Origin of the sequence: Kutzneria sp. CA-103260 (genome assembly GCF_018263855.1) — a bacterium.
Taxonomy (GTDB): Bacteria; Actinomycetota; Actinomycetes; order Mycobacteriales; family Pseudonocardiaceae; genus Kutzneria.
This window is the reverse complement of record NZ_CP073318.1, coordinates 3,948,483-3,961,138: the sequence shown is the minus strand read 5'-3', so window position 1 is coordinate 3,961,138 and position 12,656 is coordinate 3,948,483. Positions and strand designations below refer to the sequence as shown.

The window sequence follows — 12,656 nt, the reverse complement described above, 5'->3', positions numbered from 1 at the left end:
TCACGAGCGACTCCACTGTGGACGGACGTGTTCACGGGCGAGGAGGACCACTCCGACGACGGCCACGATTCCGCACGCGGCAAGGGTGATCGCGGTGGAGCGGTGCAGGCTGCTGGCCTCGCCGAGCAGGCCGAGCCCGACACCGACGCCGAGCATGGGGTCGACCACGGTCTGGCAGGCGATCACGACTTGCGGCGGCCCGGCGGCGTAGGCGTGCTGCACGAACCACAGGCCGACCGGCAGCGCGGCGAGCAGTCCGACCACCGCGATCGGGTGTAGGTAGCCGACGGCGATGGTGTGCACGTACACGGAAACCAGTCCGTAGGCCATGCCGGCCGCCGCCGCGTAGGCAAGGCAGCGGACCCGACCGCCGGTGACCGCGCCGATCGCTCCGAGCGCGGCAACGCCGACCGCGGTCACCATGCCGGCCCGCACATCGGCGGCCGCCGACAGGGGCGGCATCGCGGTTCGCTGTGCCGCCAACAGCACGAAGATCCCGACGCCAAGGGTGCTGGCGGCCACCGCGAGCCAGGTCGACGGGGTCAGCCGGCCGCCGGTGGAACGGACGGCGAGCACGGTGGTCAGGGCGATCGCGACCGTGCCGACCGGCTGGATCACGGTCAGCGGCGCGAGCCCCAGGGCGCAGGCGTGCAGGCCGGCGCCGAGCCCGGTGAGGCCGAAACCGGACAGCCAGCGCGGGGCCCGCACCATCCGCAGCCAGCCGGACAGGCGCAGGCCGTCGGCGTCCACAGCGGTGCGGACGGCCGCCTGCTGCAGCCAGGCGGCGAGCGCGAAGCAGCACGCGCCGGCCGCGGCGAGGGCGATGGCCAGCCAGGTCACGGAGAGGTTCCTCTACAGTCGTGTAGTAGACGGCGTCAATCTACTACAATGGTGTAGGAGGTGAGTGATGTCCCGTCGGACCAAGGGTGGCCTGGAACGAGAGATCCACGCCGTGCTCGCGGCGGCCGGGGAGTCGATGACCCCGGCGCGGGTGCGGGACGTCCTCGGCGGCGACCTCGCCTACACCACGGTGCTGACCGTGCTCTCCCGGCTGTACGACAAGGGGGAGATCACCCGCGAGCCGTCCGGCCGCGGCTACGCGTACTCCGCGCCGTACGACGCGGCCGGGCTCACCGCCCGTCGCATGGCCGTGCTCCTCGGTGACGAGGACGTGGACCGGGCCACGGTGCTGACCCGGTTCGTCGACGGGCTCAGCCCCGGCGACGAGGACCTGCTCCGCAGTCTGCTGGAACGATGACGGTCTCGGCCCTGGCCGCGCTCGCGGCGATGTTGGTGTTCACGGCGGTCGCCCCGTGGCTCGGCGACCGCCTGCCGCCGGCGATCGGCGCGTGGGCGCTGGTGGCCGGGAGCGTCATCGTGGCCGGCTCGACCGGGCTCGTGCTGGCGGTGCTCGCCCTGACCTGGCTCGGACAGGCGCCCGTGGTTGCCTGGCTGGCCGAATGGTCGCCGAGTGAGCTCGGTGCCACCAACCCGGTGCCGGACTTCGTCGGTGTCGGCTGTTCGGTGCTGCTGGTTGTCGTCGGACTCCGGCTGCTGGTCCGGGTGATCCGCCGTGGCCGGGCGATGGTCGATGTCCGCCGGGCCAATCGCGGTGCGGCGGCCACGGTGGTCGTGGTGGACAGCGACCGGCCCGATGCCTTCGCCACGCCCTCGCCGGGCGGGCTGATCGTGGTGACCTCGGCGCTGTTGGCGGCGCTGACGCCGGCCGAGCAACGGGTGGTGATCGCCCACGAGCGGGCGCACCTGCGGCACGGGCACGCCTGGCTGTTGCTGCTGGCCGACCTGGCCGAGGCGGTGAACCCCCTGCTGCGAAACACTTTCGACGTCGTCCGGCACGCCGTCGAACGCTGGGCCGACGAGGATGCCGCCCAGCGGACCGGGGACCGCCGCCTCGTCGCCCGGACCGTCGCCCGCGTCGCATTGCTGAGGCACGACAACAAAAACCGGCCGCTGACTCCGGCGGCGACCGGCGGTCAGGTGCCCCGCCGGGTCCGTGCGTTGCTGTCGCCAAGCCCCGGATCTCGCCCCTGGCTGGTCGCGGTGATCGCGATGGTGGTGGTGTGCAGCGCCGTGGCCACGGTCGCCGTGGAGCGGACCGGCGACAGTCTCTTCGATCAGGTGGCCACGGTCCAGGACCACTGATCCTCGCCACGGTGGGCGGATCAGGCAAGGACCGGCCCGGATGATTCTATTGTTTCCGCAGGTCAACGTGGTTTTGTTGAGTGGTCGACAGATCGCCGCTGAGGAGAATCCACGATGATCGCCACCCACGGTTTCAGTGCCACCATCACCGCTCACCCCGGCCAGGGCGACGCCCTGGTCAAGCTGTTGCTCGGCGCACCCTCCCTGCCGCACGAGGACTGCGTCGTCTTCCTGGTCAGCCGCTCGGCCGGCAACCCGGACCTGATCCACGTCGTCGAGGGCTGGACCAGCCAGGAGGCGCACAGCCGGTTCTTCGCCACCGAGCCCGCTCAGGAGTTGGTCGCGCGGCTCCAGCCGCTGGTCGCCGACTCGTCCCCGTACACCGACTTCGTGCCCGTCGGCGGCAAGGCCGCGTTCTGAGACCGGCCCCAGCGAAAAGGAATCCGCCGATGTCCCGTCCCGCCCTCGACCCCGAGCTGAGCGCGCTGCTCGCCACCATTCCGCTCCGGTCGGAGCTCAGCCGCGAGGTGCTGCCCGAGATCCGCCCGTACTCGTCGATGCCGGTCGCCGCCGTGCTCGACGGCCGGGAGGTCGACCACCGCGAACTGACCATCGCCACCCCGGACAACCCGCGACTGCCGCTGTCGGTCTTCACGCCCGCTCAAGCCACGGGCACGGCAGCCCCATGCGTCTACTGGATTCACGGCGGCGGCATGGTCATGGGCGATCGCTTCGCGCAGATCGACATTCCGTTCGACTGGCTCGATGCGTTCGGCGCGATCGTCGTCTCCGTGGACTACCGGCTGGCGCCGGAGTTCAGCGGCGCCAGCCTGGTCGAGGACTGCTACCACGGTCTGGTCTGGATCGCCGAGCACGCCGACGAGTTGGGCATCGATCCAGATCGCGTCATCGTCGCCGGCACCAGCGCCGGCGGTGGCCTCGCCGCCGGGACAGTCCTGTTGGCCCGCGACCGCGGCGGCCCGGCCATCGCCGCCCAGGTGTTGGTCTGCCCGATGCTCGACCACCGCAACAACAGCGCCTCAAGTCGCCAGTATTCCGGCGATCCTGGCGTCTGGACGCGGGAGATGAACGAATTCGGCTGGCGGTCGGTGCTCGGCGACACGAGCGACACGGACGTCTCCGGCTACGTCTCGCCGGCCAGGGCCGAGGATGTCTCGGGTCTGCCCACCACGTACATCGACGTCGGCACGGCCGAGGTCTTCCGGGACGAGGACGTCGCGTACGCCAGCCGGATCTGGGCCGCCGGCGGTCAGGCCGAACTGCACGTGTGGGCCGGCGGCTGCCACGGATTCGACGCAATGTACCCGAAAGCGCGGCTGTCCGAGGCGGCCCGGCGCACGCGCACCGAATGGCTGGGCCGAGTGCTCGGGGCAGTTGCCGACACACGGCTGACGTGAACGCTCGCGGATGGCGGTTCACCCGTGCGCCGCAGCCCGATCGCTTCTGGAACCGTGACTGTTGCGGCACACTCGATGGGGTTCGGCCGCTCTCGAAGGGGAACGGGCGGCTGTGACGGGGCGTTCGGGGGACGGACGCCTGACCTCGCCAACGGGGGTTGGGGGAAGCGTCACATGCGCGTGGAGTCACGAAGACCGGCAGCGCCGGAACTGTTGCGCCTGTTCGTGGTGACGGGCATCCGGCTGTACCGGGAGGGATTGGCCGAGATCCTGGCCCGGCTGCCGGACATCGAGGAGGTCGGCACCGCGCAGGACGGCCGCGAGGGGCTGGCCGGCGTGTCCCGGTTCCGGCCGCACATCGTGCTGCTGGACATGTCGCTGCTGGACAGCCTGGAGACGGCGCGGGCGATGGCCCGCGGCACACCGTCGGTGAAGGTGGTCGCGCTGGCCGTGCCGGAGACCCAGTCGCACGTGCTGGCCTGCGCGGAGGCGGGAATCGCCGGCTACGTCCCGCGTGAGGGCTCGCTGGGCGACCTGGTGACGACGGTTCGGCACGTCGCCAAGGGCGAGGCGGTGTGCTCGCCGCTCATCGTCGCCGGGCTGCTGCGCCGGGTCGCCGTGCTGTCGGATCGCGAGCACGTGCGGCCGACCGCGCGGCTGACCGAGCGTGAACGGGAGATCGTCGACCTGATCGCCCTGGGCATGGCCAACCGCGAGATCGCCCGGCAGTTGGGCATCGAGCTGTGCACGGTCAAGAACCACGTGCACAACATCCTGGAGAAGCTCGGCGCGCGGCACCGCAAGGAGGTGGCCGCGCTGACCCATTCCTGGGTCTAGAAGATCCGGACACCGCAGCGGCCCGCGTCCACCGGACGCGGGCCGCTGCCTTGTGTTTCGCCCGTTGGGGCAGGTCCGGATCCCCGGCGACGGCAGGGGATCCGGCGCGGGAGGATCCGGATCCCCTGATCCCCGAACGGATCCCGGTGTTCATTGCCGCCGGCCCGGCCCGTCGGGCTCACTGGGTGGACACACCTGGGGAAGGGGCGGGATGGCGAGAGGGTCGCGCGTTGCGCTGATGTCCTGTTCCGGCGTGCTGGGCGGGGTGATCCGGGAGCTGCTGGCCCGGCAGCCCGACGTCGAGGTGGTCCGGGACCTGCCGCCCGGCCAGGAGCACCGGCTGGCCGAGGAGCTGCGGCGGTCCCGGCCGGACGTCGTGGTGTGGCACCTGGACGACGACCGGATGCTGGCCGAGCACCCCGAGTACTTCGGCGTGGACCACACCACCTCGGTGCTCGCGGTCTACGGCGACAGCGGCACCGGCTCCCTGTGGCAGCTCCGACCGCAGCGCGCCGAGCTGGGCGAGCTCGGCCCGAGCACGTTGGTCGCCGCGGTCCGGGCGGCGGGCCGGGCATGAGCGAGCTTGCGAGCGAATCATTCAGCACTGTGTGGTCGCGAATGCGGCCGCCGAGCGCCAGCGAGGCGACGTCATGAGTGGGTATCTGGCGCTGAACACCGTGAGCCGGTCGCTGCGCCGGATCCTGGCCGCCGCCTACGAGGCCGATCCGATGGTGAACTCGTTGGTCAACGGCGAGAACGGGATCGTGTTCAGCAATCCGACCGAGACCGCGCGCGACCCGTCCAAGCACCTGTCGCTGTGGCTGTACCGGATCACCGAGAACGAGTTCATGAAGAACATCCCGGCGGTCGCCGAGCCCAACCGCAACCAGAGCCGGCCGTCGCCGCTCGCGCTGGACCTGTCCTACCTGGTCACGCCGTTCACCAGCTCCGGCGAGAACGACCAGGTGCTGATCGGCAAGACGATGCAGGTGTTGCACGACAACAGCAGCGTGTACGTCCGCGACCAGCTCAACGCGGTGATCGACGAGGTGCGGGTGGTGTTCTGCCGGCTGCCGCTGGAGGAGGTCACCCGGATCTGGGAGGCGTTGCAGGAGCCGTACCGGCTGTCGGTCTGCTACCTGGTGCGGGTGTTCCGGGTCGACAGCACGACGCTGGACGAGAGCGCGCCGGTGCTGGACATCACCACCGGTGAGGCGGCGGTGGCCGGATGACCGAGTACCGGACCCTCACCGCGGCCAGGGTGTTCGACGTCGTCGACGGCTTCGCGCGGCAGCGGGGCCTGGCCGGGGCCCGTCCCCGGCTGATCAGCCCGGTGCGCATCTTCCTGCTGGCCGACCACACTCCCGGCGCGCAGCGCACTTTCGCCGAGCCGCCGGAGCTGGTGCTGGCCAGCACCGCGCACGGCTACACCGTCAACTTCGGGCTGTTGAGCCAGCCTGACGGCCGTCAGCAGAAGACGGCGTTCGGCGCCGGTCCGTACCTGCTGCGGGTGCGCGCGGACCACTACCAGGTCGCCGACTTCGACAACGTGTTCCTGCCGGCGACCCACGACCAGCCCGAGCCGTTCGAGATGGTGCTGGAGGCCGGTTACAGCTACCCGTTCCCGACCGCGAGCACACCGCCGCCGGTGCAGATCGGCGGCACGGTGAGCACCGCCTTGGCGTTGTTGCGCGGAGCCACCCTGCACCCGGACGGCTCCGGTGTCGTGGACGCCGTGGTGACGGCCCCGGGCGCGACCTCGTACCGCACGGACACGGACGGGCAGTGGGTGCTGGTGTTCGCCGACGGCGTGCCCGCCACCGACCTGGTCACCGTCACGATCACCGCCCCCGGCGCGGATCCCGTTGCCATACCGGATGTTCCCGTCACGCCGGCGGGCGAGGCGGTGCTGCCGCAGACCGCGGTGCGCGGGCGGATCCGGGCCGCCGGGGTCGATCCGCGCAAGGTCGTCGTCTCGGTCGGCGGCGTGGCGGCCGGCGTCCGGGCCGACGGCGTGTGGGCCTTCTACTTCCCGCCGACGCAGCCGGCGACGACGGTGACCGTCACCGCGACCCTGCCCGACGGCCGCACCCAGTCCGCCACGGGCGTGGCCGTCGCGCCCCGGACCACCACGACCGTGCCCGACTTCAGCTTTCCCAGACCCGACCACAGCCTGAGGAGTACCGATGCCTGAGTACCTCGCTCCCGGCATTTATGTCGAGGAGGTCCGCGGCGACGTCGTGCCCATCCAGGGGGTGAGCACGAGCACGGCCGGTTTCGTCGGGCTGACCCAGCGGGGTCCGACCCAGGCGGTGCTGATCACCTCCTGGCCGGAGTTCCTGCGCTGGTACGGAGATCCGCTCGACCCGGCGCAGTCCGCGCTCCCGCTGTCGGCGCAGGGCTTCTTCGCCAACGGCGGCCAGCGGGTGTTCGTCGCGCGGATCACCCGCTCCGACGCCACCTCGGCGAGCCTGGAACTGGCCGCCGCGGGCGCGCGGCCGACGATCACCGTACTCGGCCCGGGCGCCTGGGCCAACACCGTGCAGGTGCAGGTCAGCGCGGCGACCCGGGACCCGAACCGGTTCCGGCTGCGGATCAGCTACGGCACGGTGACCGAGGACTTCGACGAGCTCTCGGCCGACCCCAAGGACTCCCGCTTCGCGCGCAGCGTCGTGAACACCGGCTCGCACGCGGTGAAACTGTCCTGGCCGGCCGGCGAGACGCCGTCGGCGCCGACTCACGTGGCCGCGACCCCGTTGGCCGGCGGCAGCGACGGGACCGCCGACCTGACCGCGGACTCCTTCATCGGCGACCCCGCCGTCCCGCCGGACCAGCTCAAGGGGCTGTCGGCGCTGGCCGCGGTGGACGACGTGGCGATCCTGGCCGTGCCGGACGCGGTCAACGGCGCGCTGCTGGGCGCGGCCGAGCAGAACCTGTTGCAGTCGGCGATCATCGAGCAGTGCGAGACGCTGCGTGACCGCGTCGCGGTGCTGGACGTGCCGGCCGGCGCCGGCAACATCGAGACCAATCCCGGCGCCTACCTGACGCAGCGGTCCAACTACGCCGCCATCTACTACCCGCACCTGCGGGTGATCGACCCGCGCAGCCGGGTCACCGTGCTGGTGCCGCCCAGCGGCTTCGTCGCCGGCATCTACGCGTTCAACGACGTCACCCGCGGCGTGCACAAGGCCCCGGCCAACTACGAGGTGCAGGGCATCCTCACCGCGGACCTGACGCCGACCGAGGGGCCGCTGGAGTTCCCGGTCACCAAGGGCGCACAGGACGTGCTCAACCCGTTCGGCATCAACGCCTTCCGGGACTTCCGCTCGGCCGGGCGGGGCATCCGGCTGTGGGGCGCGCGGACCATCTCGGACGACCCCGAGTGGGTCTACGTGAACGTGCGGCGGCTGTTCAACTTCGTCGAGAAGTCGGTCGACCGCGGCCTGCAGTGGCTGGTCTTCGAGCCCAACGCCGAGCCGACCTGGGCCCGGGTCCGCCGCACCATCGAGACCTTCCTGGAGCAGGTCTGGCGGGACGGCGCGCTGATGGGCGCCACCCGCGAGGAGGCGTTCTTCGTGCGCTGCGACCGCACCACGATGTCCACCGACGACATCCTCAACGGCCGGCTGATCTGCCTGATCGGGCTGGCCGCGGTGCGTCCGGCCGAGTTCGTGATCCTGCGCTTCTCCCAGTTCACCGCCGAGGCCACCAGCTGATCCAGGAGACGTGACCGATGCCCAACACCGGCGTGCGGCAGGATCCCTTCGCCGCGTTCAACTTCACCCTCGACATCGACGGCCTGGACGGTGTGCACGGCTTCTCCGAGTGCACCGGGGCCAACACCGAGCAGGACGTCATCGAGTACCGCGAGGGCTCGATGGACATCACCGTGACCAAGATCCCCGGGCTGAAGAAGTTCGGCGACATCACGCTCAAGCGCGGCTACACCACCAGCCGCGACCTGTGGGAGTGGCGCAAGACCGCGATGGACGGCAAGGTGGTGCGCCGCGGCGGGCACCTCATCCTCAACGACGAGGCCGGCAAGCCGGCGCTGCGCTGGACGTTCACCAACGCCTGGGCCAAGAAGTACTCGGCGCCGACGTTCAACGCCAAGACCAACGAGGTCGCCGTCGAGGAGCTGGTGTTGGCCGTGGAGGGCCTCACCCTGGACCAGCAGGCGTCGTGACCTCGCCGCGCACCGCCCCGCTCAGCTCCTACCGGACCCCCGGGGTCCGGCTGGAGTGGCTGGACGCCGCCCCGCAGGCGCGCACCCTGGTGCGCACCGACATCGCCGGCTTCGTCGGGGTCGCCGAGCGCGGCCCGCTGCACCAGGCGGTCGCCGTCGAGGGCTGGGACCAGTTCCGGGGCGTGTTCGGCGAACACCTGCCGGCCGCCTACCTGGCGTATGCCGTGGAAGGGTTCTACGCCAACGGGGGCAGCCGCTGCTGGGTCGTCCGCGTCGCGGACCCGGCCACGGCCGGCACGGCGACGGTGACGCTGCTGGACGCCCAGGGCGGTCCGGTGCTGGCGCTGGCCGCGACCAGCCCGGGGATGTGGGGCGAGCAGGTGAGCTGCCGGGTGGACAACGCCGGCGGCGGCCTGTTCACGCTGACGCTGCGGCTCGGCGCCGTGACCGAGGTGTGGCGCAACCTCGCGCCGGTGCCGAACCCGGTGGTGGGCCGCGATCCGGTGGCGCTGCTGGACGATCCGAACGCCGGCTCCCGGCTCGTCACGGTGTCCTGGCCGCCGAACGCGTCGGGCCACTCGCCGGTGCCGGGTCCGCTGGTGCTGACCGGTGGGGCGGATGGGTTGGCCACGCTGACCACCGAGCACTTCATCGGCGCCGACCATCCGTGGGGACTGTCCGCATTGGACACGATCGACGAGGTCGCGCTGGTGGTGCAGCCGGATCTGTGGGCACGGCCGGTGTCAGTGACACGGCGTCCGACCACGCCCACGCCGCCGTGCGGTGATCTGTCGGCCACCACTGGGGATTCGCCGCCGGTGGTGGACCCGACGGCCCGGCCGCCCTTCACTCCGGACGAGGTTGCCGAGGTCCAGGCGGCGATGATCGCGCACTGCGAGCGGCACCACGACCGGGTCACGCTGCTGGACTCCCCGCAGGATCCGCTGACCAGCCCGGCCGACGCAGTGGCGTGGCGCAACCAGTTCGACTCGTCCTTCGGGGCGCTGTACTACCCGTGGCTGCTGGTGGTCGACCCGCTCTCGCCGGACGCCGACGTGACGGCCGTCCCGCCCAGCGGGCACGTCGCCGGCGTCTGCGCGCGGGTCGACACGACGGTCGGCGTGCACAAGCCGCCGGCCAACGAGCTGGTCGAGCTACCGGTGGACACGGTGTCCACTGTGGACGACATCGCGCACGGTGATCTCAACGACGGCGGGGTGAACGCGATCCGGGTCCAGCGCGGCATCCGGGTGCTGGGCGACCGGACCGTGACCCGGTCCGACCCGGAATGGCTCTACCTCAACGTTCGGCGGCTGGTGCTGGCGCTGGAGGAGCAGATCCTCAGCGACACGGCCTGGACGGTGTTCGAGCCCAACGGCCCGGCGTTGCAGACCGAGCTGGACCGGGTGATCCGCAGTCTGCTGGAACAGGTGTGGCGCAACGGGATGCTGGCCGGGGCGACCAAGGACCAGGCGTTCTCGGTGCGGTGCGACGCCTCGGTCAACCCGCCGGCCGACCTCGCCGTCGGCAAGTTCACCTGCCTGATCGGGCTGAACCCGCCGCCACCGGCGGAGTTCGTGGTGATCCGGGTGATCCGCACGCCGACCGGGATGTCGGTGGACACGGAGTCGGGAGGCTGACATGGCGGAGGTGGCGCGGCGGACCGACCCGTTCCTCGGGTTCCGGTTCGAGGTGCGGGTGGACGACCTGCCGCTCGGCGGGTTCAGCGAGATCGGCGGACTTCAGTTGGAGACCGAGGTGTTCGACTATCCCGAGGGCGGCCTGAACACCGTGCTGCACAAGCTTCCGGTGCGCACCAAGCAGACCAACCTCCAGCTGAAGCGGGGCCTCGCCGACCGCTCGCTGTGGGCCTGGCACGCGGAGCTGGCCGGCGGGACCGTCAACCGCCGCAGCGGGTCCATCCTGCTGCACGACCCGAGCGGCGAGCAGGTGGTGGCTCAGTGGCAGTTCCGCCGGGCCTACCCGGTGAAGTGGGTGGGGCCGGCGCTGAACGCGACCCAGAACCAGGTCGCGGTGGAGACGATCGAACTGGTCCACGAGGGCCTCGAGATGATGGGGTGAGCCGGCAGTGCCGATGCACATCGACAATCTCACCAGCCGCGTGCACGTCAACACCGGCGAGCTGCCGTTCACCGAGGAGCAGCTGACCCGGCTGGTGGAGCTGGTGGCCGCCCGGCTGGCCACCGCCCGCCGGCAGGCCGAGTCCACGGCCGCGGCGACCGAGCTGCGCCGTTCCGCCACCCCGCCGAGCCCGATCGTGGAGTGACGATGGCGCTGACCAAGATCCGCATCGAGATCCTCGACAAGTCCACTGTGGACGTCGGCAAGGGTCTGCTGGACCACTTCGAGGTCCAGTTCAACCCGACCGAGTACACGCGGACCAAGGGCGCGCAGATCGCCGAGATCGGCATTCCCGGGATCGACTCGCCGGTGCTGCAGTTCGTCCGCGGCCAGGACGAGCGGCTGACCCTGGACCTGCTGTTCGACACCACCGACGGCGGCATGGGGGAGGACGCCCCGGACGTCACCACCCAGACCCGGCAGGTGTACCAGCTGGTCAAGATCCAGCCGGCCACGCACGCCCCGCCGCGGTTCCGGGTGAGCTGGGGCTCGCTGTCGTTCACCGCGATCGCCGAGCAGATCCAGCAGAAGTTCACCCTGTTCAGCCCGGCCGGAACCCCGTTGCGGGCCACGGTTTCGCTCACCCTGCGCGAGTACAAGACGCTGGAGGAGCAGCTCCAGGAGCTCAAGCTCCAGTCGCCCGACCACACCAAGGCCCGCGTCGTGCGGCGCGGCGACACGCTGTCGGACATCGCCGCCGCCGAGTACGGCGACCCGGCCAAGTGGCGGGTGTTGGCCGACCGCAACCACGTCTCCGACCCGCGCCGGCCCCGGCCGGGCAGCACGCTGGAGATCCCGCCGCTCACCCCGGGCGGGAGCGCGCCATGACCCAGGCCGTGCCGATCTACCCGGGCCAGGACTTCTACGTGCCGGCGTTCGAGGTGAACCCGCCCAACCGGCGGCTGCCGCAGGACGTGCTGCACGACGTGATCAGCGTGACCTACACCGACGACATCACCAAGATCGACAGCTTCGAGCTGACCGTGAACAACTGGGACGCCGCCGCCCGGGACTTCAAGTACAGCAACGGATCCACCTTCCTGCCCGGGCAGCAGCTGGAGCTGTGGCTCGGCTACCGTGGCAAGAACCCGCTGCGCCGGCTGATGACCGGCGAGATCACCTCGCTGCAGCCCAACTTCCCGTCCGAGGGCCAGCCGACGCTGGTGGTCAGCGCGCTCAACGTGCTGCACCGCTTCCGCGGCAAGCAGCGCACCCAGGCCTACCAGAACCTGACCGACAGCCAGATCGCCCAGCAGATCGGCGGCCTGCTGCACGTGGACGTGCACACCCAGCCGCTGGGCGAACGGCCCTACCCGTACCTGTTGCAGGACAACCAGTACGACATCATCTTCCTGGCCGAGCGGGCCCGGCGGATCGGCTACGAGCTGTGGGTCGAGGAGGACCAGACCACCGGCAAACCGGTGCTGCACTTCGAGCCGTCGGAGAACCTCAAGCGGGTCACCTATCGGCTGAGCTGGGGCAAGTCGCTGGTGGAGTTCCAGCCGACGCTGACCACCGCGCAGCAGGTCGGCACGGTGACCGTGCGGGCCTGGGACCGCCGCCAGAAGAAGATGATCACCGGCTCCGCCACCCGGCCCGGCGGCGGCCAGGACGCCGACGTGGACCAGGCGTTCAACCAGCGCGAGGAGATCACCAGCGTGGTCGTGGCCGACCAGGCCGAGGCCGACCGGATCGCCCGCGACCGGCTGCGCGACATCACCCACGAGATGGTCACCGGCACCGGCTCCACGGTCGGGCTGCCCGACCTGCGCGCCGGCCGCCGGGTGACCATCGACGGCCTGGGCCGCCGGTTCGACGGCGACTACTTCGTCACCGGCACCAAGCACACCTTCGACGACTCGGGCTACGTGACCACGTTCGACTGCCGGCGTGACGACTAGGAGCCACCG

16 protein-coding genes are annotated in these 12,656 nt (G+C 71.1%); 15 read left to right on the top strand and 1 reads right to left on the bottom strand.

Features of this window, described 5'->3' with window-relative positions; genetic code table 11:
• On the bottom strand, positions 1–840 hold the full coding sequence (locus JJ691_RS16925; RefSeq protein WP_211769715.1) for a hypothetical protein: 840 nt from the start codon (positions 838–840) through the stop codon (positions 1–3).
• A gap of 67 nt (positions 841–907) precedes the next feature.
• Here JJ691_RS16925 and JJ691_RS16920 point away from each other — a divergent pair, with 67 nt between their 5' ends.
• From JJ691_RS16920 to JJ691_RS16850, 15 genes are all read left to right on the top strand, one after another.
• Positions 908–1,258, top strand: coding sequence for a BlaI/MecI/CopY family transcriptional regulator (locus tag JJ691_RS16920; RefSeq protein ID WP_211769714.1), 351 nt, complete (start codon positions 908–910; stop codon positions 1,256–1,258).
• Entirely contained in the window at positions 1,255–2,163 is a 909-nt protein-coding gene (locus JJ691_RS16915; RefSeq protein WP_211769713.1) for a M56 family metallopeptidase, read from the top strand. Before JJ691_RS16920 ends, JJ691_RS16915 begins: the two co-directional genes overlap by 4 nt.
• Before the next feature lie 114 nt (positions 2,164–2,277).
• Positions 2,278–2,583 (top strand): putative quinol monooxygenase, encoded by a 306-nt coding sequence (locus tag JJ691_RS16910; protein ID WP_211769712.1) that lies wholly within the window; start codon positions 2,278–2,280, stop codon positions 2,581–2,583.
• Between the two features lie 29 nt (positions 2,584–2,612).
• Positions 2,613–3,581, top strand: coding sequence for an alpha/beta hydrolase (locus JJ691_RS16905; RefSeq protein WP_211769711.1), 969 nt, complete (start codon positions 2,613–2,615; stop codon positions 3,579–3,581).
• Positions 3,582–3,755: 174 nt separating this feature from the next.
• A complete protein-coding gene (locus JJ691_RS16900; protein WP_211769710.1) occupies positions 3,756–4,418 on the top strand; it encodes a LuxR C-terminal-related transcriptional regulator in 663 nt (220 codons plus the stop codon).
• Between the two features lie 211 nt (positions 4,419–4,629).
• Positions 4,630–4,995: a hypothetical protein gene (locus tag JJ691_RS16895; RefSeq protein WP_211769709.1), complete on the top strand. Its 366-nt coding sequence runs from the start codon at positions 4,630–4,632 to the stop codon at positions 4,993–4,995.
• 73 nt (positions 4,996–5,068) lie between these two features.
• Positions 5,069–5,650, top strand: coding sequence for a DUF4255 domain-containing protein (locus JJ691_RS16890; RefSeq protein ID WP_211769708.1), 582 nt, complete (start codon positions 5,069–5,071; stop codon positions 5,648–5,650).
• Positions 5,647–6,612: a hypothetical protein gene (locus JJ691_RS16885; RefSeq protein WP_211769707.1), complete on the top strand. Its 966-nt coding sequence runs from the start codon at positions 5,647–5,649 to the stop codon at positions 6,610–6,612. Before JJ691_RS16890 ends, JJ691_RS16885 begins: the two co-directional genes overlap by 4 nt.
• A complete protein-coding gene (locus tag JJ691_RS16880) occupies positions 6,605–8,134 on the top strand; it encodes a phage tail sheath C-terminal domain-containing protein (RefSeq protein ID WP_211769706.1) in 1,530 nt (509 codons plus the stop codon). Before JJ691_RS16885 ends, JJ691_RS16880 begins: the two co-directional genes overlap by 8 nt.
• A gap of 17 nt (positions 8,135–8,151) precedes the next feature.
• On the top strand, positions 8,152–8,604 hold the full coding sequence (locus JJ691_RS16875) for a phage tail protein (RefSeq protein ID WP_211769705.1): 453 nt from the start codon (positions 8,152–8,154) through the stop codon (positions 8,602–8,604).
• On the top strand, positions 8,601–10,244 hold the full coding sequence (locus JJ691_RS16870; protein WP_211769704.1) for a phage tail sheath family protein: 1,644 nt from the start codon (positions 8,601–8,603) through the stop codon (positions 10,242–10,244). Before JJ691_RS16875 ends, JJ691_RS16870 begins: the two co-directional genes overlap by 4 nt.
• A gap of 1 nt (position 10,245) precedes the next feature.
• Entirely contained in the window at positions 10,246–10,686 is a 441-nt protein-coding gene (locus JJ691_RS16865; protein ID WP_211769703.1) for a phage tail protein, read from the top strand.
• Positions 10,687–10,693: 7 nt separating this feature from the next.
• On the top strand, positions 10,694–10,891 hold the full coding sequence (locus JJ691_RS16860) for a hypothetical protein (RefSeq protein WP_211769702.1): 198 nt from the start codon (positions 10,694–10,696) through the stop codon (positions 10,889–10,891).
• Positions 10,892–10,893: 2 nt separating this feature from the next.
• Complete coding sequence (locus JJ691_RS16855; protein ID WP_211769701.1) at positions 10,894–11,574, top strand: CIS tube protein; 681 nt, start codon at positions 10,894–10,896, stop codon at positions 11,572–11,574.
• Entirely contained in the window at positions 11,571–12,647 is a 1,077-nt protein-coding gene (locus JJ691_RS16850; protein ID WP_211769700.1) for a phage late control D family protein, read from the top strand. The genes JJ691_RS16855 and JJ691_RS16850 overlap by 4 nt, the downstream gene beginning before the upstream one ends.
• The last annotated feature ends 9 nt before the right edge of the window (positions 12,648–12,656 follow it).

What these genes read in the sequence shown, in the direction of transcription:
- JJ691_RS16895 (WP_211769709.1), top strand. Translation starts at nt 4,630, where the DNA reads ATGGCGAGAGGGTCGCGCGTTGCGCTGATGTCCTGTTCCGGCGTGCTG.
- JJ691_RS16875 (WP_211769705.1), top strand. Translation starts at nt 8,152, where the DNA reads ATGCCCAACACCGGCGTGCGGCAGGATCCCTTCGCCGCGTTCAACTTC.
- JJ691_RS16910 (WP_211769712.1), top strand. Translation starts at nt 2,278, where the DNA reads ATGATCGCCACCCACGGTTTCAGTGCCACCATCACCGCTCACCCCGGC.
- JJ691_RS16915 (WP_211769713.1), top strand. Translation starts at nt 1,255, where the DNA reads ATGACGGTCTCGGCCCTGGCCGCGCTCGCGGCGATGTTGGTGTTCACG.
- JJ691_RS16890 (WP_211769708.1), top strand. Translation starts at nt 5,069, where the DNA reads ATGAGTGGGTATCTGGCGCTGAACACCGTGAGCCGGTCGCTGCGCCGG.
- JJ691_RS16905 (WP_211769711.1), top strand. Translation starts at nt 2,613, where the DNA reads ATGTCCCGTCCCGCCCTCGACCCCGAGCTGAGCGCGCTGCTCGCCACC.
- JJ691_RS16855 (WP_211769701.1), top strand. Translation starts at nt 10,894, where the DNA reads ATGGCGCTGACCAAGATCCGCATCGAGATCCTCGACAAGTCCACTGTG.
- JJ691_RS16920 (WP_211769714.1), top strand. Translation starts at nt 908, where the DNA reads ATGTCCCGTCGGACCAAGGGTGGCCTGGAACGAGAGATCCACGCCGTG.
- JJ691_RS16850 (WP_211769700.1), top strand. Translation starts at nt 11,571, where the DNA reads ATGACCCAGGCCGTGCCGATCTACCCGGGCCAGGACTTCTACGTGCCG.
- JJ691_RS16885 (WP_211769707.1), top strand. Translation starts at nt 5,647, where the DNA reads ATGACCGAGTACCGGACCCTCACCGCGGCCAGGGTGTTCGACGTCGTC.
- JJ691_RS16880 (WP_211769706.1), top strand. Translation starts at nt 6,605, where the DNA reads ATGCCTGAGTACCTCGCTCCCGGCATTTATGTCGAGGAGGTCCGCGGC.
- JJ691_RS16900 (WP_211769710.1), top strand. Translation starts at nt 3,756, where the DNA reads ATGCGCGTGGAGTCACGAAGACCGGCAGCGCCGGAACTGTTGCGCCTG.
- JJ691_RS16865 (WP_211769703.1), top strand. Translation starts at nt 10,246, where the DNA reads ATGGCGGAGGTGGCGCGGCGGACCGACCCGTTCCTCGGGTTCCGGTTC.